This window comes from Bradyrhizobium sp. LA6.8 (assembly GCF_040547935.1).
In the GTDB taxonomy this organism is placed as follows: domain Bacteria; phylum Pseudomonadota; class Alphaproteobacteria; order Rhizobiales; family Xanthobacteraceae; genus Bradyrhizobium; species Bradyrhizobium barranii.
This window is the reverse complement of the sequence record NZ_JBEPQQ010000003.1, coordinates 695,282-718,820: the sequence shown is the minus strand read 5'-3', so window position 1 is coordinate 718,820 and position 23,539 is coordinate 695,282. Positions and strand designations below refer to the sequence as shown.

At 64.3% G+C, this 23,539-nt stretch carries 18 protein-coding genes and 2 tRNA genes; 11 read left to right on the top strand and 9 right to left on the bottom strand.

Going from position 1 to position 23,539, the window contains the following annotated elements; genetic code table 11:
- Nucleotides 1–36 precede the first annotated feature (36 nt).
- Complete coding sequence (locus ABIA90_RS17030) at nucleotides 37–1,173, top strand: asparaginase (protein ID WP_354118010.1); 1,137 nt, start codon at nucleotides 37–39, stop codon at nucleotides 1,171–1,173.
- Between the two features lie 114 nt (nucleotides 1,174–1,287).
- Here the strand turns inward: ABIA90_RS17030 and glnA are convergent, their stop codons facing one another.
- Together glnA and ABIA90_RS17020 are read right to left on the bottom strand one after the other, a co-directional pair.
- A complete protein-coding gene (gene glnA, locus ABIA90_RS17025) occupies nucleotides 1,288–2,697 on the bottom strand; it encodes a type I glutamate--ammonia ligase (RefSeq protein ID WP_063982953.1) in 1,410 nt (469 codons plus the stop codon).
- Between the two features lie 152 nt (nucleotides 2,698–2,849).
- Entirely contained in the window at nucleotides 2,850–3,188 is a 339-nt protein-coding gene (locus ABIA90_RS17020; RefSeq protein WP_007603495.1) for a P-II family nitrogen regulator, read from the bottom strand.
- 383 nt (nucleotides 3,189–3,571) lie between these two features.
- Here ABIA90_RS17020 and ABIA90_RS17015 point away from each other — a divergent pair, with 383 nt between their 5' ends.
- Nucleotides 3,572–5,071, top strand: a complete 1,500-nt coding sequence (locus ABIA90_RS17015) for an NAD(P)H-hydrate dehydratase (protein ID WP_354118011.1) — start codon at nucleotides 3,572–3,574, stop codon at nucleotides 5,069–5,071.
- Complete coding sequence (locus ABIA90_RS17010) at nucleotides 5,071–5,508, top strand: GNAT family N-acetyltransferase (protein WP_063982955.1); 438 nt, start codon at nucleotides 5,071–5,073, stop codon at nucleotides 5,506–5,508. The genes ABIA90_RS17015 and ABIA90_RS17010 overlap by 1 nt, the downstream gene beginning before the upstream one ends.
- 4 nt (nucleotides 5,509–5,512) lie before the next feature.
- Here ABIA90_RS17010 and ABIA90_RS17005 read toward each other — a convergent pair whose 3' ends face one another.
- Nucleotides 5,513–6,829 (bottom strand): multicopper oxidase family protein, encoded by a 1,317-nt coding sequence (locus tag ABIA90_RS17005; RefSeq protein ID WP_354118012.1) that lies wholly within the window; start codon nucleotides 6,827–6,829, stop codon nucleotides 5,513–5,515.
- Nucleotides 6,830–6,983: 154 nt separating this feature from the next.
- On the opposite strand from ABIA90_RS17005, the gene ABIA90_RS17000 reads away from it, so the two are divergent.
- The 6 genes from ABIA90_RS17000 (at nucleotide 6,984) to ABIA90_RS16975 (ending at nucleotide 14,594) form a co-directional block, all read left to right on the top strand.
- Nucleotides 6,984–7,068: transfer RNA gene (locus ABIA90_RS17000), tRNA-Leu, on the top strand.
- Nucleotides 7,069–7,242: 174 nt separating this feature from the next.
- The gene (gene tig, locus ABIA90_RS16995; RefSeq protein ID WP_063982957.1) at nucleotides 7,243–8,604 is read left to right on the top strand and encodes a trigger factor; all 1,362 of its coding nucleotides are present in this window, start codon (nucleotides 7,243–7,245) and stop codon (nucleotides 8,602–8,604) included.
- 401 nt (nucleotides 8,605–9,005) lie between these two features.
- Nucleotides 9,006–9,638 carry an ATP-dependent Clp protease proteolytic subunit gene (locus tag ABIA90_RS16990; protein WP_063982958.1) on the top strand — a complete coding sequence of 211 codons (633 nt, stop codon included), beginning with the start codon at nucleotides 9,006–9,008 and terminating at the stop codon, nucleotides 9,636–9,638.
- 461 nt (nucleotides 9,639–10,099) lie between these two features.
- Nucleotides 10,100–11,371 (top strand): ATP-dependent Clp protease ATP-binding subunit ClpX, encoded by a 1,272-nt coding sequence (gene clpX, locus ABIA90_RS16985; RefSeq protein WP_014494834.1) that lies wholly within the window; start codon nucleotides 10,100–10,102, stop codon nucleotides 11,369–11,371.
- Between the two features lie 324 nt (nucleotides 11,372–11,695).
- A complete protein-coding gene (lon, locus tag ABIA90_RS16980; RefSeq protein WP_028149034.1) occupies nucleotides 11,696–14,119 on the top strand; it encodes an endopeptidase La in 2,424 nt (807 codons plus the stop codon).
- Nucleotides 14,120–14,189: 70 nt separating this feature from the next.
- Nucleotides 14,190–14,594, top strand: coding sequence for a GFA family protein (locus tag ABIA90_RS16975; RefSeq protein WP_354118013.1), 405 nt, complete (start codon nucleotides 14,190–14,192; stop codon nucleotides 14,592–14,594).
- Between the two features lie 92 nt (nucleotides 14,595–14,686).
- Here ABIA90_RS16975 and ABIA90_RS16970 read toward each other — a convergent pair.
- Nucleotides 14,687–14,763, bottom strand: a tRNA-Val gene (locus ABIA90_RS16970).
- Between the two features lie 433 nt (nucleotides 14,764–15,196).
- Here ABIA90_RS16970 and ABIA90_RS16965 point away from each other — a divergent pair.
- Both ABIA90_RS16965 and ABIA90_RS16960 read left to right on the top strand, forming a co-directional pair.
- Nucleotides 15,197–15,388 (top strand): hypothetical protein, encoded by a 192-nt coding sequence (locus ABIA90_RS16965; protein WP_014494837.1) that lies wholly within the window; start codon nucleotides 15,197–15,199, stop codon nucleotides 15,386–15,388.
- 180 nt (nucleotides 15,389–15,568) lie between these two features.
- The gene (locus ABIA90_RS16960; RefSeq protein ID WP_354118014.1) at nucleotides 15,569–16,429 is read left to right on the top strand and encodes a class I SAM-dependent methyltransferase; all 861 of its coding nucleotides are present in this window, start codon (nucleotides 15,569–15,571) and stop codon (nucleotides 16,427–16,429) included.
- 123 nt (nucleotides 16,430–16,552) lie between these two features.
- Here ABIA90_RS16960 and ABIA90_RS16955 read toward each other — a convergent pair whose 3' ends face one another.
- The 5 genes from ABIA90_RS16955 to ABIA90_RS16935 are packed head-to-tail and all read right to left on the bottom strand — an operon-like array spanning nucleotide 16,553 to nucleotide 23,402.
- Complete coding sequence (locus tag ABIA90_RS16955; protein WP_354118015.1) at nucleotides 16,553–17,527, bottom strand: cation diffusion facilitator family transporter; 975 nt, start codon at nucleotides 17,525–17,527, stop codon at nucleotides 16,553–16,555.
- A gap of 3 nt (nucleotides 17,528–17,530) precedes the next feature.
- Nucleotides 17,531–20,743 (bottom strand): efflux RND transporter permease subunit, encoded by a 3,213-nt coding sequence (locus tag ABIA90_RS16950; protein ID WP_354118016.1) that lies wholly within the window; start codon nucleotides 20,741–20,743, stop codon nucleotides 17,531–17,533.
- On the bottom strand, nucleotides 20,736–21,713 hold the full coding sequence (ihpB, locus tag ABIA90_RS16945) for a divalent metal ion exporter adaptor subunit IhpB (RefSeq protein WP_354118017.1): 978 nt from the start codon (nucleotides 21,711–21,713) through the stop codon (nucleotides 20,736–20,738). Before ihpB ends, ABIA90_RS16950 begins: the two co-directional genes overlap by 8 nt.
- The gene (ihpA, locus tag ABIA90_RS16940) at nucleotides 21,710–22,984 is read right to left on the bottom strand and encodes a divalent metal ion exporter subunit IhpA (RefSeq protein ID WP_354118018.1); all 1,275 of its coding nucleotides are present in this window, start codon (nucleotides 22,982–22,984) and stop codon (nucleotides 21,710–21,712) included. Before ihpA ends, ihpB begins: the two co-directional genes overlap by 4 nt.
- A 55-nt stretch (nucleotides 22,985–23,039) precedes the next feature.
- A complete protein-coding gene (locus ABIA90_RS16935; protein WP_354118019.1) occupies nucleotides 23,040–23,402 on the bottom strand; it encodes a hypothetical protein in 363 nt (120 codons plus the stop codon).
- Between the last annotated feature and the right edge of the window lie 137 nt (nucleotides 23,403–23,539).

Below are 23,539 nucleotides of genomic sequence, written 5' to 3'. Positions count from 1 at the left end.
GAATATTGCTCCCAACTTAAACGGGAGGAAAATTCGATGACGAAGCATGCCGCCAGACCAGCAAGCCGCCGCCGAAATCGGACATTGATGCTCACCGTCCCGCTGGTCGCCCTCGCACTTTGGTCGTGGGGGATCGATGCGGCGCAGGCCGCAGAGCCGGGCAAGGACGCGACGGCGGCGAGCCTGCCGCGCATTCTCGTGCTTGCGACGGGAGGCACCATCGCAGGCCAGGCCGACGCGCGCGCGACCGGCGCGTACAAATCCGGCCAGATCACTGGCGAACAGTTGATGCAGTCGGTGCCGGGCCTGGACAAGCTCGCGAAGCTGAACGCCGAGCAGATTTCGTCGATCGGATCCCAGGACATGAACGACAAGGTCTGGTTTGCCCTGGCCCGCCGCATCCAGGACGCCTTCGACAAGAATGAAGCCGATGGAATCCTCATCACCCACGGCACGGATACGCTCGAGGAGACCGCGTTCTTTCTCGACAATGTCGTGCGCAGCGACAAGCCGGTGGTGATCGTCGGTTCGATGCGTCCGGCCACGGCGGTGAGTGCGGACGGCCCCGGCAATCTGTACGAAGCGGTGCAGGTGGCAGCGGATCCGCGCTCTCGCGGCCGCGGCGTGATGGCCGTGCTGAACGACAAGATCCAGAGCGCCCGCTCGATCACCAAGACCAACACCACGAGCATCGAGACGTTCAGCTCCCCCAATGACGGCCCGATCGGCTATGTCGACAGCGCCGGCGGCATCCGTTTCATGACCCAGGCCGCCGGCTTCAAACGCACGACCTATCCGCTCCCGGCCGGCGAGCAATTGCCGCGCGTCGAGATCGTCTATTCGCACGCCAACATGGACGCCGTTCCGATCGAGGACGCCATTTCCCACGGCGCCAAGGGCATTGTGCTGGCCGGCGTCGGCGACGGCAACACATCGAAGCAGGCCCTCGATGCGCTCGAAGCGGCGGCGAAGAAGGGCGTCATCGTCGTCCGCTCGACGCGGGTCCGATCCGGCTTCGTCACCCGGAATGTCGAGGTTGACGACGACAAGAACGGGTTCGTCGTGTCCGAGGACCTCAATCCGCAGAAGGCCCGTGTTCTCACTCAATTGCTGATCGCGGGCGGGGTTACGGCTCCGGCCGAGCTCCAGCGCGCCTTCACTGCAACGTGGTGATTGGGCGCGTCGTGTCCTGCAGGGTGGGTTAGCGTAATCCACCCTGCGACTCCCCAAAACGAAAAGGCGCTCCTCGCGGAGCGCCTTTTGCTTGTCGCAGAGAGTTTGGGCCGCTTAGCCCGAATAGTACATGTCGAACTCGACCGGGTGCGGGGTCATTTCGAAGCGCTCGACCTCGGTCATCTTCAGCTCGATGTAGCTGTCGATGAAGTCGTCGTCGAACACGCCGCCGTTCTTGAGGAAGCCGCGGTCCTTGTCGAGGTTTTCGAGCGCCTCGCGGAGCGAGCCGCACACCGTCGGGATCTGCTTCAGCTCTTCCTTCGGCAGGTCGTAGAGGTCCTTGTCCATCGCCGGACCCGGATCGATCTTGTTCTTGATGCCGTCGAGGCCGGCCATCAGCATCGCGGCGAAGCCGAGATAGGGATTGGCGAGCGGATCGGGGAAGCGCACCTCGACACGCTTGGCCTTCGGCGAAGCGGTGTAGGGGATGCGGCAGGAGGCCGAGCGGTTGCGCGCGGAGTAGGCGAGCAGCACGGGAGCCTCATAGCCCGGGACCAGACGCTTGTAGGAGTTGGTCGACGGGTTGGTGAAGGCGTTGATCGCCTTGGCGTGCTTGATGATGCCGCCGATGTAGTGAAGGCAGGTCTCCGACAGGTCGGCGTACTTGTTGCCGGCGAACACCGGCTTGCCGTCCTTCCAGATCGACTGGTGCACGTGCATGCCCGAGCCGTTGTCGCCATAGACCGGCTTCGGCATGAAGGTGGCGGTCTTGCCGTAGATGTGCGCGACCTGGTGGATGCAGTACTTGTAGATCTGCATGTGGTCGGCCATCAGCGTCAGCGTGTCGAACTTCATGCCGAGCTCGTGCTGGGCGGACGCGACTTCGTGGTGATGCTTCTCGACCTTGACGCCCATCTTGGCCATGGCGCCGAGCATTTCGGAGCGCATGTCCTGCACGGAGTCCTGCGGCGGCACCGGGAAGTAGCCGCCCTTGGTGCGGACGCGGTGGCCGAGATTGCCGCCTTCATATTCGGTGTCGGAGTTGGTCGGCAGCTCCGAGGAGTCGAGACGGAAGCCGGTGTTGTAGGGGTTGGCGGAGAAGCGCACGTCGTCGAACACGAAGAACTCGGCTTCGGGGCCGACGAACACGCTGTCGCCCACGCCCATCGACTTCACCATGGCCTCGGCCTTCTTGGCGATGCCGCGGGGGTCGCGGTTGTAGGGCTCGCCGGTGGTCGGCTCGAGCACGTCGCAGGTGATGACCATGGTGGTCTCGGCGAAGAACGGGTCGATCGTCGCGGTCACCGGATCCGGCATCAGGCACATGTCGGACTCGTTGATCGCCTTCCAGCCGGCGATCGAGGAGCCGTCGAACATCGTCCCTTCGGCGAAAATGTCCTCATCGATCATGCTGATGTCGAACGTCACGTGCTGCCACTTGCCGCGCGGATCGGTGAAGCGCAGGTCGACGTATTTGACGTCGTTGTCCTTGATCGATTTCAGGACGTCTTTGGCGGTCTTCATGCATACCCCTTTTGGCTCTGCGGGTCGGTTTCCAGGTGAGCAAGATTGTTCTCGCTTTTGGCGAGTTCGCGCGCGAGCGCACAAACAAAATCAGGCCGCCGAAGCAGCCTTTTTCTTGTCGGAGTGTCGCAAAATGCGGGATAGCACCCGGCTCAGATAGCGTCCAGCCCGGATTCGCCGGTCCGGATGCGGATCGCCTCTTCGATATTGGAGACGAAAATCTTGCCGTCGCCGATGCGCCCGGTCTGCGCGGCGCGGCGGATCGCGTCGATGGCGCGCTCGACCAGATCGTCGCCGATCACGATCTCGATCTTCACCTTGGGGAGGAAATCGACGATGTATTCTGCGCCGCGGTAAAGCTCGGCGTGGCCCTTCTGCCGGCCAAAGCCCTTGGCCTCGGTCACGGTGATGCCTTGCAGGCCGACTTCCTGAAGCGCTTCCTTCACCTCGTCGAGCTTGAATGGCTTGATGATGGCTTCGATTTTCTTCACTGCGCGCCTCCCGGCCTTTCGATCAAATAGCAACGTCTTCGTCAGGATGCGCTTTTCTTAACGCACGATCTTGTCTTCGCTATGCCGGGATGCCTGACCAGCCCGGCAACAACGGCCGGCCACACCCTGATAGATTGCCAGTGAGCACGACGAACCGAAGCGGCTTCCTCGAAAGCAGGGTCTATGCCAAGTTGCAAATGCCCTGATTATTGGAGCGTTATCAGCCTTTTAACGCGCATCTCTGATAGGTGGAGCCGACTGGCTCAAAATACCGCAGACTACGAAATAGGCAATCGGTTCAATATCTGTGCAAATCGTTGTTCTGCCGGGTGGGTCTGTACGGAACGTGCCTGTTGAAAAGGCGTTTGGACCAGGGAAGTGGCATGGAAGTTCTGACCAACGCTGAAATGCAGCGCGCCGACCAGCTCAGTATTGCGGCAGGCACGCCCGGCTTCAAGCTGATGCTCAGCGCGGGACAGGCGGTCGCGGAGGCCGCCAATGCGCTGGTGGAGGAGGGGCCGATCCTGATCGTGGCCGGTCCCGGCAACAATGGCGGCGACGGTTTTGTCGCAGCCGCCGAGCTCGCCGCGCAAGGGCGCGACGTCTCGGTGATCCTGATGTGCGAGCGCGACCAGCTCCAAGGTGACGCGGCCTCCGCGGCGCGCGGCTGGAAGCACCCGGTGCTGCCGTTCAATCCGCAGGCGATCGGAAAGCCCGCGCTGATCATCGATGCGCTGTTCGGCGCGGGCCTCAGTCGCCCGGTCTACGGCGAGGCGCATGCGATGATCGAAGCGATCAACGCCAACGGCGCCCCGGTGCTCGCGGTCGACCTGCCGAGCGGCATCAACGGCACCAGCGCAGCTGTGATGGGTGCGGCGGTGAACGCCACCGAGACCGTCACCTTCTTCCGCAAGAAGCCGGCGCATTTGCTGCTGCCCGGCCGGATGCATTGCGGCCACGTGCGCGTCGCCGACATCGGCATCGACGCACAGGTGCTGGACGAGATCGCGCCGCGGACCTTCGAGAACGATCCGGATTTCTGGGGCACCGCCTTTCCGGTGCCGCGCATCGACGGCCATAAATACGCACGGGGCCACGTGCTGGCGGTCTCGGGCGATGCCGCCGCGACCGGCGCGGCGCGGCTCGCCGCCCGTGGGGCTTTGCGGGCCGGAGCGGGCCTCGTGACGCTGGCGACCCCGCGCGATGCGCTCGCGATCAATGCCAGCGCGCTCACCGCGGTGATGGTTCGCGCCTGCGACACAGCGGTCGAATTCGGCGCGTTGCTCGGCGACAAACGCTACAACACCTGCCTGATCGGACCCGGCGCGGGCGTCGGCGATCGCACCTGCGATCTCGTCCACACGGCGCTTCACGCGCAGCGGCATCTGGTGCTGGACGCGGATGCGCTGACGAGCTTTGCCGCAAACCCCGAGCGGCTGTTTGAATCGATCAAGTCCTCTGAGGACAGTGCGGTCGTGCTGACGCCGCACGAGGGTGAATTTCCGCGCCTGTTCTCCGACCTCAGCAACAAACATCCGGGCCGCTCGAAGCTGGAGCGCGTCCGCGCCGCCGCCGAGCGCTGTGGTGCGGTCGTGCTGCTGAAGGGGCCGGATACCACCATCGCCGCGCCCGACGGGCGCGCCACCATCGCCGCCAACGCGCCGCCCTGGCTCGCCACCGCCGGCGCCGGCGACGTGCTCGCCGGCATCATCGCAGGACTTCTGGTGCAGGGCGTGCCGGCCTTCGAAGCCGCCAGCATCGGCGTCTGGATGCATGGCGAGGCGGGAAGCGAGGCGGGGCCCGGCCTGATCGCGGAGGACCTGACCGAGACGCTGCCGGCCGTGCACCGGCGGATCTATAATGCGCTCGGGGTGGAGTATTAGTGCTCAGGCTGCTCGCACTCACCGATATGGGCGAGGCCGCGCAGGTCCATCGGATTGCATTTGACCGGGCGATGCCGTGGCTCGTTGGGCTGCACACACCTGACGAGGACAGCTGGTTCTACCGCGAGCGCGTTTTCACGACGTGCCGTGTGTGGGGACGGTTCGATGATGGCGTCCTGAGCGGGATCATCGCCTTCCGCGAAGGTTGGGTCGAGCAGCTCTATGTGCTTCCCGCCGCCCAGGGGCGCGGCGTCGGCACAGAACTCCTCGATGTCGCCAAGCGGGCCAGCGACCAGCTGGAGCTCTGGACCTTCGAGCGCAACGCGCCGGCGCGGCGCTTCTATGAGGCGCGCGGGTTCGCACTGGTTGAGCAGACCGACGGGGCGCGGAACGAGGAGCGGGAGCCTGACGCTCGCTACCTCTGGACGGGGCGGTAGCCGCTCACTCCACCGCGTACCAGCGCACCAGCCGCGGCGCGGTCCAGTCGGTCACGACGGATTCGATCAGCCAGCGTCCGGGTGAGGTCGCCGCGAACGCGATGCGCTGGGTCTGGCCGGGCTCGATTGCGAGCGTGTCGAGCCAGTAGGGCTTCCAGCCGTCGTCGAGCTTGTCGAGCAGGCGGAAATGATGGCCGTGCAGGTGAAACACGGTCGTAGCCGGTCCGGGGTTCTTGAGGGCCAACACGACGGTGCGGCCGGCCTTGGCGCGGAAGACCGGATGGGAGGAGACGGAGAAGCTTGCAGGCCGTGCCCAGCCGGCCTCGGGCGCGCCGAGCGCGACATCGAACCGCAGGGCGCCTTTGAGGTCGAGCTTCTCGGGGAGGTCGTTCAGGGGGAGCGGCTGTGGCGGCAACAGCGGCGCGCGCCGCTCGAGCTTGCCAGATATCGTGAGGCTCCCGACCTGGCGCGCCTCCTTGCCGTCATGCAACAGGAATGGGGCCGATGTGGCCGCGTCCACGAAGGCGTCGGCGCGTGCGCCGGGGGCGAGCACCAGGGCGCCGTTGCGCGCCGGGAATGGCTCGGCCGGCTGTCCGTCCAGGGCCATCACCTGGACCTCGTGGCCTTCCAATTTGATCGCCAGAACAGAACGTTGCGAGCCGTTGATAAAGCGCAGCCGCAGCCGCTCGCCGGCCGTGGCTGAGAGTTCGAATGAAGTCCGTCCATTGAGGGTAAAGAGCGGTGTCGCGTCCCCGGGGGCGCGGCCGGGCGGAAGCGCGGTCCCATCCGGCCGCAGACGCCATTCCTCGATCAACAAGACCTCGTCGCGGTCGACGGCGACGCGATTTGTCTCGCCGGCGATGATCGGAAGCGGACGCGCGGGCAGCTTCAGACCGTCTTCGAAAAGGCGGAAGTCGGCTGCCAGAGTTCCTGCATTTGGTATTGAAACAATTGAGGTTTCAGTCACATCCGGCGCAGTCGGCGTACGCCCTCGCAACGGGTCGGCCGCGGCCGGGCCATTCAGGCCGTACCAGACTGGCGCAAGCGGGACAGGCAGGTCGTTCCGGAAGACAACCTCGCAGCGGTCGCCTCGCTTGAGACGGACGTTCCCGATATGGCTTACGGCGGCGAGCTCCCAGATCGGTGTCGCCGGCTGACCCGGTCTGAGCGCCAGCGTTGCCGGCCTTGCCTGCAGGGCGAGCTGGGCGGTGACAGCGGGGCTTGCGCCGCCGGCGATCAGCCCGGCCGCGGAGGCTCCAAGTCCAGCTCCAAGTCCGGCCAAAACCTCACGCCGGGTCGGGTCAGAGATCCGCGTTTTCATGGCTCGATGCGGACCATGAAGCGCTGGATAAGTCCAGCCGTCGCGCCTACTTAAAGCCTGTCTCTATCGGGCCATTTTTTTGCTGCGAACAGTCAGGCGCATGCTATAAGCCCGGCCGCCCGCGGCATCGCGGCCGGTCTTGATGCAAATTCACGCGGGCGTGGCGGAACTGGTAGACGCGCTGGATTTAGGTTCCAGTGACGAAAGTTGTGGGGGTTCGAGTCCCTCCGCCCGCACCAAGCGCTTTCAGCGTTTGCACGGATTACCGAAGGGCTGCTTCCTCACGGAGTGTTTCCGGCGGAAGTGGTCCGATGAACCACCGGCGTTGAGGCGTCTTGCCTCGCGCTGGTTCGATTAATGACAGCGTCCCGACGCATGCGTGCCGGGGCCGAGCGAGAAGAAGATTGGACGCCATGCAGGTCACAGAAACCCTCTCGGAAGGTTTGAAGCACGAGTTCAAGATCAGCGTTCCCGCGTCTGATCTCGACGCCAAGGCTGGTGCCAAACTCGTCGATCTCAAGGACAAGGTCCGCATCAACGGCTTCCGCCCCGGCAAGGTGCCGGTCGCTCACCTGAAGAAGGTCTATGGCCGCTCGGTGATGGCCGAGACCATTGACCAGACCATCCGCGACACCAACACGCAGCTGTTCTCCGACCGTGGCTTCAAGCTTGCGACCGAGCCGAAGATCACCATGCCGAGCGAGCAGGCCGAGGTCGAGGAACTGCTCAACGGCAAGACCGATCTGACCTACACGGTCGCGATCGAAGTGGTGCCCGCGATCGCGCTCGCCGACTTCAAGAGCTTCCAGGTCGAGAAGCCCGTCGCTGACGTGTCCGACACCGACGTCGACGAGGCCATCAAGCGCATCGCCGACAGCAACCGCGGCTATGCGGCCAAGGCCGAGGGCGCCAAGGCCGAGTCGGGCGACCGCGTCACCATCAACTTCAAGGGCACCATCAACGGCGAAGTCTTCGAGGGCGGCACCGGCGAGGGCATCCAGGTCGCGATCGGTTCCAATACCTTCATCCCCGGTTTCGAGGAGCAGCTCACCGGCATCGGCGCGGGCGAGACGCGCACGCTGAAAGTGTCGTTCCCCAAGAACTACATGAACGACAAGCTCGCCGGACAGCCGGCCGAGTTCGAGACCACCGCGACCTCGATCGAGGCGCCGCAGGACGTTGCGATCGACGACGAGTTCGCCAAGACGCTTGGTCTCGAATCGCTGGACAAGCTGAAGGAAGCCGCGCGCGAGCGTCTGGCTGCCGAGTTCGCCGGCGCGACGCGCCAGCGCGTCAAGCGTGCGCTGCTCGACCGCCTCGACGAGGCGCATCGCTTCGAAGCGCCGCCGTCGCTCGTCGACGAGGAGTTCAATCTGATGTGGAACTCGGTCAAGGCCGAGATGGATTCGGCCGGCAAGACCTTCGCGGACGAGGATACCACCGAAGACAAGGCCAAGGACGAGTACCGCAAGATCGCCGACCGCCGCGTTCGGCTCGGCCTCGTGCTGTCCGAGATCGGCGAGAAGAACAAGATCACCGTGACCGACGACGAGGTCGGCCGCGCCGTGATCGAGCGCGCTCGCTCGATGCCGGGCCGCGAGAAGGAAGTCTGGGACTATTACCGCAGCAACGCCCAGGCGTTGGCCCAGCTTCGTGCACCGATCTACGAGGACAAGGTCGTCGACTTCATCCTCGAGCTCGCCAACGTGACCGAGAAGAAGGTCTCGCGCGAGGACCTGTACAAGGACGAGGACGCGGAAAAGACCGCAGCCTGAAGGCTCTAGAGCGTTTTCGAGCGAAGTGGATACCGGTTCGCGTAAAGAAAACGCGTCAAACTTGGAATCAAGAGCCCCGTTCCGATTCCATCGGAACGGGGCTCTAGGAAAGCCTTCCATTAAGGATGATCAGCAAAGGGGCCCGGCTAGCCAACTGGCTGGCTGGGCCTGTTTGCGAGAATCAGCTTCAAGTGCCCCGTGGATTAAGCCTTAATTCGCTCCGCACTTGTCTGGCGCGAATTGGGCTATATCTGTCGGTACGCCCTGTACCCAAGTCTTATACCAAGCGTTCTACCTCTACCCACTTCCTGCATCACTGGCGTCCATCGGCCTTCCGGCAAATCCAGCCAAACTGGCAGCCAAGACTGGCAATGTCCGCCTCCTAAAACCCTAGGTGACTCATGCGCGATCCGGTTGAAACCTACATGAACCTCGTGCCCATGGTGGTCGAGCAGACCAACCGTGGCGAGCGCGCCTACGACATCTTCTCGCGCCTGTTGAAGGAGCGCATCATTTTCCTGACCGGGCCGGTCGAGGACGGCATGTCGACGCTGGTGGTCGCGCAGCTCCTGTTCCTTGAAGCGGAAAATCCGAAGAAGGAAATCTCGATGTACATCAACTCGCCGGGCGGCGTGGTGACGTCGGGCCTCGCGATCTACGACACCATGCAGTTCATCCGCCCGCCGGTCTCGACGCTGTGCACGGGCCAGGCCGCCTCGATGGGCTCGCTGCTGCTCTGCGCCGGCGAGAAGGACATGCGCTTCTCGCTGCCGAACGCGCGCATCATGGTGCATCAGCCCTCCGGTGGCTTCCAGGGCCAGGCCACCGACATCATGCTGCACGCGCAGGAAATCCTGAACCTGAAGAAGCGGCTCAACGAGATCTACGTGAAGCACACCGGTCAGACCTACAAGACGATCGAGGACGCGCTGGAACGCGACAAGTTCCTGACCGCGAACGACGCCAAGGAGTTCGGCCTGGTCGACAGGGTCATCGACAAGCGCGCCGAAGAGCCGGCGGCGAAACCGCAGTAACGCGAACGGGGCTGCAACATCGATCCCTGGAATACCTATGGGGATTTCTCGGGATCGTCAGGGCGACGTTCACGTTAACGGCGCACTACGCGGCGGCGCAAAAAACAGTCTTGCGCCCCGCGACAGGCAGAAAGTTCCGCTTTCGTGCTTGTTTTTCGTGGCAATCCAGCAACTCCGGGGCGATTTCGATCACTTCGTCCGTGCCAAGACGTGAAATCACGGTATTGTCACGGGTAGCCAGCGCCCCCTCGATTAGCGAATTCTTGATAGTCGGGTGACAGCATGGTTGGCTACGATTGATCGGCTATGATCGCGGAGAATCGAGTGACCGTGATTCGCACGGGATGTAACGCGTAGGGTCTTTTTTGGTACGGAATTTGCTCTATTTGAACTTCATACGGCATGCGTGCCGGAATGGAGCGATCGAGCGGAGCGGGATCGAACCGCGGACGGAGACATGAATGAGTAAGGTCGGCACGAGCGACTCCAAGAACACACTGTATTGCTCGTTCTGCGGCAAGAGCCAGCACGAAGTCCGCAAACTGATCGCGGGTCCCACGGTCTTCATCTGCGACGAGTGCGTTGAGCTCTGCATGGACATCATCCGCGAGGAAAACAAATCCTCGCTCGTGAAGTCGCGCGACGGCATTCCGACGCCGAAGGAAATCTGCAAGGTCCTGGACGATTACGTCATCGGCCAGAGCCATGCGAAGAAGGTCCTGTCGGTCGCGGTGCACAATCACTACAAGCGCCTCAACCACCAGACCAAGCACAACGACGTTGAGCTCGCGAAGTCGAACATCCTGCTGATCGGTCCGACCGGTTCGGGCAAGACGCTGCTCGCGCAGACGCTCGCCCGCATCCTGGACGTGCCGTTCACGATGGCCGATGCCACGACGCTGACCGAAGCCGGCTATGTCGGCGAGGACGTCGAGAACATCATCCTGAAGCTGCTCCAGGCCGCCGACTACAATGTCGAGCGCGCCCAGCGCGGCATCGTCTACATCGACGAAATCGACAAGATCAGCCGCAAGTCCGACAATCCCTCGATCACGCGCGACGTGTCGGGTGAGGGCGTGCAGCAGGCGCTGCTGAAGATCATGGAAGGCACGGTGGCTTCGGTCCCGCCGCAGGGCGGCCGCAAGCATCCTCAGCAGGAGTTCCTGCAGGTGGATACCACCAACATCCTGTTCATCTGCGGCGGTGCGTTCGCCGGCCTCGAGAAGATCATCTCGGCGCGCGGGCGGTCGACCTCGATCGGCTTCGCCGCCCAGGTGCTCGCGCCGGAGGATCGCCGTACCGGCGAGATCTTCCGCCACGTCGAGCCTGAGGACCTCCTGAAGTACGGTCTCATCCCCGAATTCGTCGGGCGTCTGCCGGTCGTGGCGACGCTCGAGGATCTGGACGAGACCTCGCTGAAGAAGATCCTCACCGAGCCGAAGAACGCGCTGGTGAAACAGTACCAGCGGCTGTTCGAAATGGAGAACATCGAGCTGACCTTCGCCGACGAGGCGCTTGGCGCGGTCGCCCGCAAGGCGATCGAGCGCAAGACCGGCGCGCGTGGTCTGCGTTCGATCCTCGAGGCGATCCTGCTCGAGACCATGTTCGACCTGCCGGGCCTGGAAGGTGTGGAAGAAGTCGTGATTTCGCGCGAAGTCGTGGAAGGTACGGCCCGTCCGCTCTACATCTACGCCGATCGGTCCGATCGCGCCGTCGAGAACGCCAGCGCCTGATTTACGGCGCTGGAACGCTCCAATCGTCTTTGATAGTAGCGGCTGCGGAATGGTTCTCCGCAGCCGATGTTGCGTCGCTTATACGCGTGCGTAAGCGCCTGATGGCGCGCGTCTTTCAATGACTTGACACCCCCCCGGTCGATAGCCACCTAATGTCGACGGCGAGCGAAAATTCTCTTCAAGATTCGCCTCAGTTCCGATCCGGCAAGCCCGGTCCAACCTTAGAATGGTAGGCCGGTTTTGTGGATCACCTCGGCACCTTGTGGCGGTTGCGCATGAGCATGGCGGGCTGCGTGCAAGGGGGTAAAGCAAAAGGAAAAGGCCATGACTAATCCAAAACCCCGGCCAACCATCGTCCATGGCGAAACGCACGCCTATCCCGTGCTGCCGCTGCGCGACATCGTCGTCTTCCCGCACATGATCGTTCCGCTCTTCGTCGGTCGCGAGAAGTCGATCCGCGCGCTCGAAGAGGTGATGAAGAACGACGCGCTGATCATGCTCGCGACGCAGAAAAACGCGTCCGACGATGATCCGGCGCCCGACGCCATTTACGAGACCGGTACGCTCGCCAGCGTGCTTCAGCTCTTGAAGCTTCCCGACGGCACCGTGAAGGTGCTGGTCGAAGGGCTCGAGCGTGCGCGCGTGCAGAAGTACACCGATCGCAGCGAGTACTACGAAGCGACCGCGATTGCGCTCGCCGACACCGATGCGAAATCGGTCGAGGCGGAGGCACTGTCGCGCTCGGTCGTGTCCGATTTCGAGAGCTATGTGAAGCTCAACAAGAAGATCTCGGCCGAGGTCGTCGGGGTCGTGCAGGCGATCACCGATTTCGCCAAGCTCGCCGACACCGTTGCCTCGCATCTCGCCGTCAAGATCGCGGATCGCCAGCAAATCCTGGAGACGCTGTCGGTCACCACGCGCCTCGAGAAGGTGCTGGGCCTGATGGAGAGCGAGATCTCGGTGCTGCAGGTCGAGAAGCGCATCCGCTCGCGCGTCAAGCGCCAGATGGAGAAGACCCAGCGCGAGTATTATCTCAACGAGCAGATGAAGGCGATCCAGAAGGAGCTCGGCGACGACGACGGTCGCGACGAACTCGCCGATCTCGAAGAGAAGATCTCCAAGACCAAGCTCTCCAAGGAAGCGCGCGAGAAGGCGCAGCATGAATTGAAGAAGCTGCGCCAGATGTCGCCGATGTCCGCGGAAGCGACCGTCGTGCGCAACTATCTGGATTGGCTGCTGTCGATCCCGTGGAACAAGAAGTCCAAGGTGAAGAAGGATCTGGAATCGGCGCAGGCGGTTCTGGATGCCGATCACTACGGGCTGGAGAAGGTCAAGGACCGTATCGTCGAGTATCTCGCGGTGCAGTCACGCGCCAACAAGCTGACCGGACCGATCCTCTGCCTCGTCGGACCTCCCGGCGTCGGCAAGACCTCGCTCGGCAAGTCGATCGCGAAGGCGACCGGGCGCGAATTCGTGCGCGTCTCGCTCGGCGGCGTGCGCGACGAGGCCGAGATCCGCGGTCACCGCCGCACCTATATCGGGTCGATGCCCGGCAAGATCATCCAGTCGATGCGGAAGGCGAAGTCGTCCAATCCGCTGTTCCTGCTGGACGAGATCGACAAGATGGGCGCCGATTTCCGCGGCGATCCGTCTTCGGCGCTGCTCGAGGTCCTCGATCCCGAGCAGAACGGGACCTTCAACGACCACTACCTCGAGGTCGACTACGATCTGTCCAACGTGATGTTCATCACGACCGCGAATACGCTCAATATTCCGGGACCGCTGATGGACCGCATGGAGATCATCCGGATCGCGGGCTACACCGAGAACGAGAAGGTCGAGATCGCGCGCAAGCATCTGATCCCGAACGCGGTGTCCAAGCACGGCTTGGACTCCAAGGAGTTCTCGATCGACGACGACGCGCTGCTGCTGTTGATCCGCCGCTACACCCGCGAAGCGGGCGTGCGTAATCTGGAGCGTGAACTCTCCACACTCGCCCGCAAGGCGGTGAAGGAGCTGATGATCTCCAAGAAGAAGTCGGTCAAGGTCACCGAGAAGACTCTGGAAGAGTTGCTCGGCGTGCCGAAGTACCGCTTCGGCGAGATCGAGAGCGAGCCGCAGGTCGGTATCGTCACGGGCCTGGCCTGGACCGATGTCGGCGGCGAGCTGTTGACGATCGAAGGCGTCATGATGCCCGGCAAGGGCAAGATGACGGTCACGGGCAATCTGCGCGACGTGATGAAGGAATCGATCTCGGCGGCGGCGTCCTACGTGCGCTCGCGTGCGATCGTCTACGGCATCGAGCCGCCGCTGTTCGACCGGCGCGACATCCACGTGCACGTGCCGGAAGGCGCGACGCCGAAGGACGGTCCGTCGGCGGGCGTGGCGATGGCCACCGCGATCATCTCGGTCATGACCGGCATTCCGGTCCGCCACGATGTCGCGATGACCGGCGAGATCACGCTGCGCGGCCGTGTGTTGCCGATCGGCGGCTTGAAGGAGAAGCTGCTGGCCGCTGCCCGCGGCGGCATCAAGACGGTGCTGATCCCCGAGGATAACGCCAAGGATCTCACGGAGATTTCCGATGCGATCAAGGGCGGCATGGAGATCATCCCGGTGTCGCGTCTGGACGACGTCGTCGCCAAGGCGCTGGTGAAGAAGCCGGTGCCGATCGTCTGGGAAGAAGATACCAAGGTGACGGTGAAGCCGGACGGGGACGAGGCCGCCGGCGGACTGACCGCTCACTAAGGTTCAGCGAAAGATGATAAAACGGCGCCTTCGGGCGCCGTTTTTGTTTTGGGGGCAGGGGATCAGGGCGATGCAGATCGACGGGCAGTGCCATTGCGGGCAGATCACCTTTGAGGCCGAGATCGACCCCGAGACGGTGTCGGTCTGCCATTGCCGGGACTGCCAGGCCCTGACGGGATCGCCGTTCCGGGTGACCGCGATCTGCACCAAGGCCGACGTCAGGCTGACCAGCGGCGCGCCAAAAGTCTACGGCAAGCGCGGCGACAACGGCCGGATGCGTTTCCAGCACTTCTGCGCCGACTGCGGTTCCCCGCTGTTCACCAGCGGCGAGGGTGATCCGGCCGACGATTGGGGCATCCGCTGGGGCTCAATCCGCCAGCGCGATAAATTGCGGCCCGTCAGGCAGATCTGGTGCCAGTCGGCGGCGGTGTGGATCGACGCGGTGCCGCTGCTGCCGGGGAGGCCGGGGGATTAGGCTGGCTTGCCAAGCCGAAGCTCGCCGCAAAAAGCCCGCCTTCGCCCGTTGGGATTCGGCGTGGCAGCCTGCGTCGCTGCGCGAGCGCAGGCTGGTGGGCGGTCACGGATTCGAACCGCGGACCCTCTCGGTGTAAACGAGATGCTCTAACCAGCTGAGCTAACCGCCCCAAGGCGCCTCTTTAGCCCTCCCGCGGGTGTTCGAGCAAGGCCCGAACGCATCGCAAACAGGGCTCGAGCAAGACCGCCTTTGTGATGATTGTCACAGGCGTCCGCCCGCGAGTCGGCCAATGTCCACCGCAAATCACGATGGAGGGGTGGCCAATGTGTGCTCTGCTGGACCTCATCTACCGACATTGTTGCCGGGCGTGTTTGCGCGAAGCGCGACGCATGAGCCGCCGCGGCTCCATCATTCCAATTTGGTAGTTCCGGTTGACGGCGCGCCGATTTGGCCGCTGGCGGCTGTCCTGCCTCGTTGCGCCTGGCATCGGACGCCCACGAGCCGCCCTCCAAGGGTCCAAAATTGCCCTTTTTCGGTCATCTTTTTGATCGCCATCCGAACCAACGTTACGGCTCCCTGTGGCAGCGTGGAGTATCGCCGTGATGAGTGATCTTCGCATCAAGCTGGAAAGGTACGAGTCGAAAGCCGCCCACTGCATGAAAGCGGCTCAAGAAGCTCCTGATGAGGCCGGTCGGGCCTTCTACGAGGAGCTTGCCAACTATTACGACGAGCTGGCAGCCGACTTTCGCCGCGTCCTCGCCAAGCGAACCGGAGTTTCGCTCGCGGCCGAATGATCCGGCGTAGCGCAGGTCGGCAGTTGAAGACCTCAGCGGTCCGTCAACCTCTGACGCCGTGTCGTGCGGCGTGAACGCAAGAACGTCTCGCTGACAGGTGGACCGAACAGGCCGCCTCAGTTGACGGCGTCCTTGCTTTTCGGCATCGGGGTCTTTCGACCAAGCTGCCGGAGGGGATCCATGGAACAGCCAAGCGGACACGCAGAGAATGCCGACCAGATCGCCTATTGGAACGGTCCGAGCGGGCAGCGCTGGGCCGATCGGCACGCTGCCCAGGAAAGCTTGCTCGGACCCATCGCCGACGTGCTGATCGACCGCGCCAGGCCGAAGCCGGGCGAGCGCGTGCTCGATGTCGGCTGCGGCTCCGGTGCGACGACGTTCGCGTTCGCGAAGGCTGTCGCGCCCGATGGCTTCGTGCTCGGCCTCGACGTCTCCGATCCCATGCTGTCGCAGGCGCGCGCGTTTGCGCCAAAAGGCCTGCCGCTCGATTTCGTGCTGGCGGATGCGACGGTGCATCCGTTCGAGCCGGCGAGCTTTGATCTGCTCGCCTCGCGCTTCGGCGTCATGTTCTTCGCCGATCCCATTGCGTCCTTCACCAACCTCCGCCGCGCGCTGGAGCCGACCGGACGGCTCGCCTTCGCCTGCTGGCGCGAGCCGAAGGAAAACCCGTGGATGATGGCGCCGCTGATGGCGGTCTACAAACATGTCCCGAAGATGCCGCCGGTCGGGCCGGAAGAACCGGGCCCGTTCGCCTTCGCCTCAGAGGAGCGCGTGACGCGCATCCTCAAGGGCGCGGGATTCGTGGACGTGGCGATGGAGCCGCATAATCTCGCGATGGATGTCGCAATCGGCGGTGGGCTTGATGCCGCGGTCGAGGGCTCGCTCCAGATCGGCCCCGCCAGCCGCGCGCTGCAAGGCCATCCGCCGGAGACATATGCTGCCGCAAAAGCTTCGATCCGCGAGATGCTGGCGCCGTTCATGAAGGGGCAGAGCGTAGCACTGCAGGGCGCGATCTGGATCGTCACGGCGAAGGCGGCGTAGGCGACGCCCTATCCACCGTCATTGCGAGCGTAGCGAAGCACTCCAGACTGCCTCCGCGGAGACAGTCTGGATTGCTTCGTCGCTTCGCTCCTCGCAATGACGGCGTGGATGGGCCTGTGAGTCCTACACCACATCATCCGGCGCCAGCGCGCAGCCGTTGTCCGGATGCGTCTCGATCTGGAGCGTGGTGTGGCCGATGCGGAAGGACGCCTTCAGCTGCTGCGCCGTTTCCATCAGGAATGCATCGCCGGCCCCGGTGGGCATCACGAGATGGCAGGTCAGCGCCGTCTCGGTGGTCGAGATCGGCCAGACGTGGAGATCGTGGATTCCCGAGACGCCGGGCCGCTCCAGCAGAAAGACCTTGATCGCGGCGATGTCAGTGCCCTTCGGCGCCGCCGCCATCGACATGTCGATGGAGCCGCGCAGCAGGCTGGTGGTGCTCCAGAGGATGGTGGCGCAGATGACGAGGCTGGTGACGGGATCGAGCCAGAGCCAGCCGGTCCAGATGATCAGCGCCGCCGAGACCACGACGCCGAGCGAGACCGCGGCGTCGGCCGCCATGTGCAGATAGGCGCCTTCGATGTTGATGTCGTCCTTGCGTCCGCGCGCGAACAGCATGGCCGTAAAACCATTGATGAGGATGCCGATGCCGGCGACCACCATCACCGTGACGCCCGCGACCGGCTCCGGCTCGCGCAGCCGCAAGATCGCCTCCCAGCCGATCGCCCCTGTTGCGACCAGCAGGAACACCGCGTTCGCCAGCGCCGCCAGGATGGTGGAGGCGCGAAAGCCATAGGTGAAGCGGCCGCTCGGCGCGCGCCGTGCCGCGATCGATGCGCACCAGGCCACGACCAGGCCGAGCACGTCGCTGAGGTTATGGCCGGCATCGGCGAGCAGGGCGGTGGAGTTGCCGATATAGCCGTAGATCGCCTCGGCCACGACCAGCGCGGTGTTGAGCGAAATGCCGATCGCGAATGCCGTGCCGAAATTGGCGGGCGCATGGACATGCGCGTGGCCAGAACCGTGGTTATGCCCGTGATCATGCCCGTGGCCGGCATGATCATGGTGGTGATGACCGTGATGGTCGTGGCTGCCCAAAATCTAGCGCTCCCCGGACGCCGCCAAATCAGGCGCCATTGTAGGCGTTTCGGCAGCCCCGTCACGCCGGAACAGCGCATAGAGCGCCGGCAGCACCAGCAGCGTCAGCACGGTCGAGGAGATGATGCCGCCGATCACCACGGTCGCCAGCGGACGCTGCACCTCGGCGCCGGCGCCGGTGGCGAGCGCCATCGGCACGAAGCCGAGGGAGGCGACCAGGGCGGTCATCAGCACCGGGCGCAGCCGCGTCAGCGCACCCTCGCGCACCGCGTCGGCAACGGGGTGCCCCTCGCTGCGCAGGCGTTCGATGAAGGCGATGATGACGAGGCCGTTGAGAACGGCCACGCCCGACAATGCGATGAAGCCGACACCGGCACTGATCGATAAGGGAATACCGCGCAGCAACAGCGCGGCGACCCCGCCGGTCAGCGCCAGCGGCACGCCGGAGAACACCAGCGCCGCATCCGCCGCCGATCCCATGCCCATGAACAGCAGCAGGAACACCAGCAACAGCGCCACCGGCACCACGATCGTCAGCCGCTTGGTGGCGGAGACCAGCTGCTCGAACTGTCCGCCCCAGCCGATCCAATAGCCGGGCGGCAGCTTGACCTTCTCGGCCACCGCCTCTTGGGCCTCGGCGACGAAGGAGCGCAGGTCGCGCCCGCGAACGTTGGCCATCACCACCACGCGGCGCTTGCCGTTCTCGCGGCTGATCTGGTTGGGGCCGGGCGCGATCTCGATCGTCGCAACCGAGGACAGGGGCACGTAGCGGAGCGTCGAGCCCGATGCACTTGGCCAGGCGGTCTTGGTGACGGCGGGGACATTGTCGCCCGGCGGCAGCGGGATCGGCAGCGATTTGATCGTGTCGGGGTTGGCACGCAGGTTTTCCGGCAGCCGCACCACGATGTCGAAGCGGCGATCGCCCTCGAACAGCTTTCCGACCGGCTTGCCGCCGATCGCGATCTCGACCAGGTTCTGCACCTCGCTGAGACTGAGTCCGTAACGCGACAACGCTTGGCGGTCGAGCTTGACGGTGAGGATCGGCAGGCCTGCGACCTGCTCGGTCTTCACGTCGGCGGCGCCCTCGATGCCGCGGACCACGCCGTTGACCTGTTGGGCGATGCCGGCCAGCACGTCGAGATCGTCACCGAAGATCTTGACGCCAACATCGCTGCGGATACCGGCGATCAGCTCGTTGAAGCGCATCTGGATCGGTTGGGTCATCGCATAGGCCGTGCCGGGCAGGGTGTTGGCGGTGCGCTCGATGTCCTCGATCACCTCGTTCTTCGGCTTGGCGGGGTCGGGCCATTCCTCACGCGGCTTCAGCGTCACGAAGGTGTCGGCGACATTCGGCGGCATCGGATCGTTGGCGATTTCGGCGGTGCCCATCTTGGAGAAGACCGTCGCCACCTCTGGAACCTGCTTGACCGCCTTCTCCAGCCGAATCTGCATGTCGGCGCTCTGGGTCAGGCTGGTGCCGGGAATTCGGATGGTCTCGATGGTAATGTCGCCTTCGTCCAAGCTCGGGATGAACTCGCCGCCCATGCGCGTCGCGGCGAAGATGCTGCCGGCGACGATCAGGACGGCACCAAACGCGACGCTGCCACGGTAGCGGATGGCACGCTCGAGCAGCGGCAAATAGAACCGTTTTGCCGCCCGCATGAAGATGTTCTCCTTCTCCGAGACCTTGCCGGTGACGAAGATCGCCACCGCAGCCGGGACGAACGTGACCGACAGCAGCGCCGCGCCCGCGAGCGCCATCAGCACGGTCAGCGCCATCGGCGTGAACATCTTGCCCTCGGTGCCCGTCAGGGTGAGGACCGGGAGATAGACGACCGCGATGATCAACGTGCCGAACAGGCTCGGCTTGATGACCTCGCGCGCGCCCGCGTGAATCGTCTCCAGCCGTTCCTCCAGCGACAGCAGCCGTCCGCGCCGGCTCTGCTCGACGGCGAGCAGCCGCAAACAGTTTTCGACGATGATGACTGCGCCGTCGACGATGATGCCGAAATCGATCGCGCCCAGGCTCATCAAATTGGCGCTGACCTTGCTTTCGACCATGCCTGATATCGTAAACAGCATCGAGAGGGGAATGACACAGGTGGTGATCAGGGCGGCGCGGATGTTGCCGAGGATCAGGAACAGCACTGCAATCACCAGCGCCGCGCCCTCGACGAGGTTCTTCTCGACGGTCTCGATGGTGGCTTCCACCAGATGCGTGCGGTCGTAAACCGCGTGCGCGATCACGCCCTCAGGCAGCGATTTTGCGATCTCGTTGAGTCGAGCCGCCACGCGCTGGGCTACGGTGCGGCTGTTCTCGCCGATCAGCAGCATGGTGGTGCCGAGCACGGTCTCCTTGCCGTTGGCTGACGCCGCGCCCATGCGGAGCTCGTGCCCTTCCTGCACGTCGGCGACGTCACGGATACGTACCGGCACCCCGCCACGCGAGCCGATCACGATGTCCTTGATGTCGTCGATATTGGCGACCTGGCCGGGCGCTCGGACGAGATATTGCTCGCCGTTGCGCTCGATATAGCCAGCGCCGACATTGGCGTTGTTGGCGGTCAGCGCCGTCATGATGTCGCGGAAACCGAGCTTGTAGGCCATCAGACGGGCGGGGATCGGCAGCACGTGGAATTGCCGCTCGTAGCCGCCGATCGAGTTGACCTCGATCACGCCGGGGATGGTGCGCAATTGCGGCTTGATGATCCAGTCCTGGATGGTACGCAATTCCGTCGGCGTGAATTCGAGGCCGGTCGGAGATTTCGCGCCCGGCTTGGCTTCCACCGAGTAGACGTAGATCTCGCCGAGACCGGTCGAGATCGGCCCCATCGCAACTTCGACGCCGGCCGGCAACTGGTCGCGTGCCTGCTGGATGCGCTCGTTGACGAGCTGGCGTGCGAAATAGATATCGGTGCCGTCCTGGAACACGACGGTGACCTGGCTGAGGCCGTAGCGCGAGATCGACCGGGTATATTCGAGCTTGGGCAGGCCACCCATCGCGGTCTCGATCGGAAAGGTGATCCGCTGCTCGGATTCGAGCGGCGATAGACCGGGCGCACGGGTGTTGATCTGGACCTGGACGTTCGTGACATCAGGCACGGCATCGATCGGCAGACGCGTGAAGTTCCAGGCGCCGAAGGCGCCGACCGCGAGTGTGATGAGGATGACCATCCAGCGCTGGCGGATGGCGAGGGCGAGGAGGGCGTCAATCATGGTCGGCCTCTCCCTTGCCCATCTCCGCCTTCACCACGAAGCTGTTCTCGGCGACGTAGCGTTCGCCGGCCGAGAGGCCTGCACGGATCTCCACGAACTTCGCATCGGAATCGCCTGTTTCCACGGGGCGGGCCTCGATCTTGTCGTCGTCTTCGCGGACGAACACGACCGTCTTATTCTCCAGCATCTGGATCGCCCCTGTGCGTACCGCCACGGCGACGTGACGTTTTGCGAGCACAAGCCGCGCCGTGACGAACAGGCCGGGACGCAAGCGCCCGTCCGGATTTGGCAGCACCACGCGGGCGAGCGCGGTCTGGGTCTCGCTACTGCCGATCGGCGCCATGTAGGCGATCGTGCCCTTGATCTCGCCGCGGCCGTCGTCGGGATCGATCAGCACCTCGTCATTGAGGCGAACGCGCCGGAGGTCCTGCCGGTAGATCGACAGGTCGACCCAGATCGTCGAGAGGTCGGCGACCACGAAGGCCGGCTTCTGCTCGGAGACGTATTCGCCGAGCGAGATCTGCCGCTCGATGATGGTGCCGGCGATCGGCGCCTTGAGCTCGTAGACGGTGAGGCTCTGGTTGCTCTCGATCGCGGCGAGCAGATCGTCCTTGCCGACCCTGTCGCCGATGCGCTTCTGGATCGATTTGGCGACCCCCGGAAAGCGCGGTGTCACCTGCACAACGGCTTCCTGGTTGGCGCGCAAGATGCCGTTGAAGGACAGCGTATCGGTCAGCGTCGCACTCCCGGCCTCCGCCAGCGTGACACCGGCGGCCGCCAGCTTGACGTCGGAGATGCGGATGCGGTCGGCGCCATGCTCGTCCTGCTCGACATGGTCGTTCGGCTTCTCCGGCTTCTTGTCCGCGGCATGCTCGGTGTGCGTGACCCCGGCAGGGGCGAGCAGGGAATAGCCGTAGGCGCCGAGTGCTGCGGCCACGATGGCGATCAGGATGGTGGAGGATGTCTTCATCGCGCGCTCTCCCGGGCCAGCGCAAAGGGATTGCCGACGAGGCCTTCGATGGTCGCAACGCCGGCATGGAAGTTCTGCAGTGCCTCCTGCTCGCGCAGGCGCGCTTGCGTAACGCTCGCCTGGGCGTCGAGCACTTCGAGCAGGGAGAAGCGGCCCTGGCCGTAGCCCTGCGCGATCGCCTCCGAGGCTTCTGTGGCTTTCGGAATCGCGGTCTCGCGCAGCACCGCGAGCTCGCGGAGCGAGCCCTGGAGCGAGTCGTAGGCGCGGCCGGCGACAACGATCAGCGTGTTGCGGTTGGCCTCGCGCTCGGCCCTGGTCTTGGCGAGGCTTTCCTGCGCCGAGAGGATATTGCCCTGGTTCTGGTCGAACACGGGAATCGGCACCGAGACGGTAAGGCGCACCGCGTCGTCATTGGTCTCGTTGAAATGGCGCCATCCCGCCGCGATCCGCACATCGGGATAGGGCCTTAAGCGCGCCATCAACAGCTCGGCGTTGCGCTGGGCATACACCGCCGTCCAGCGCACCAGCTGCGGATTGGCATCGATGGCGGCCACGACCGACTGGAACGTCGGCGTCTTTCCCGTGGTATCGAGCCGGCCGGAGACCTCGCCGAACTTTGCCGCGGGATCCCCCATCAGCACCGCAAGCTCGCGCCGGGCGCTCGCCAGCGTTGCCTTGAAGCGTTCGCGGTCGGCCTTCACCAGGGCGGACGCGACCTCGGCGCGGCCGGTCTCGGCCGGCGAGGAGGCGCCGGCCTCGACGCGGCGGCGCAGCAGCGGCGTCAGCCGGTCGATCGCGGCGATCTGCTCGTCGAGGATCTGGATGCGCCGCTGCGCGCCGAGCACGCTGAGGAAGGCGATCGCAGTCTCCGACAGCACCTCCAGCCTGACCGCCTTGCGCTGGATCGCGGCCACCTCGATGCCGGCGGCCCCCGCGGCGATCCGCGCATCACGCTTGCCGAACAGCTCGAAGGCCTGGCTGATCTGGAGCGTGGTCTCGGCCGATCTCGTGCCGCGATAGATGCCCGACCCGAACGAATTGTCCTGTTCATAGGACAGTTCCGGATTGAGCAGCGCGCCGGCCTGGATGCGCTGACCCGTGGCGATGCCGACGTCGCGCTCCGCCGCGGTGAGCCGCGGGCTCGCGGCCAGCGCGCGCGACAGCGCGGCGCGCATGGACAGGGTCTGGGCGTGGGCGTGCTGCGTCAGCCAGGGGCTGACGAAAATCGCCATCGCGCACGCCAGGCGCGCGGCGGTCCGTCTGCAAGACATGAAGGTGACCTGTGAACAATAGCATCGTAGGCGCACGGGCGCCCGGCTGATCAGTTCAGGCCAGATGTTTGGGGGGCGGAGAGTCGGTGTCGGGCACGACGCCTGCAAGCACAGTCAGACGAGGCGGATCTGAAGCGGCCACCAACTCCGACATTGCGTCAGGCAGCAGCAGTTGCGCGAAGACCACCGAGAAACAGCCATGACAGTGATGGGCTGCCAGCGTCTTGCTATCCGTATCTCCGGAATCGGGTCCCGGCGACGCAGCGATTTCCAGCTGGCCGAACGGATTGGTCACGTCCAGGCATTGGCACGTATGCAACACGCCCGACAGCAGATAGCTGATTGCGAGACACGCAGCCAACAGCCCGCGCCAGTTGCGCAGGCGAAACAATCTGATCGGGCGGCGGATCGCAGTCACGAAGTCACTCTGGTTACGTCCGGGTTCGTAGCATGGCGACCGGAACAGTGTCGACCCGCAATAATGTTACGTGTGCGGAACTGAACGTCGCACCCGCATGTGTCCACGCGATTGCAAGCAGCGTCGTTCGTTCATCG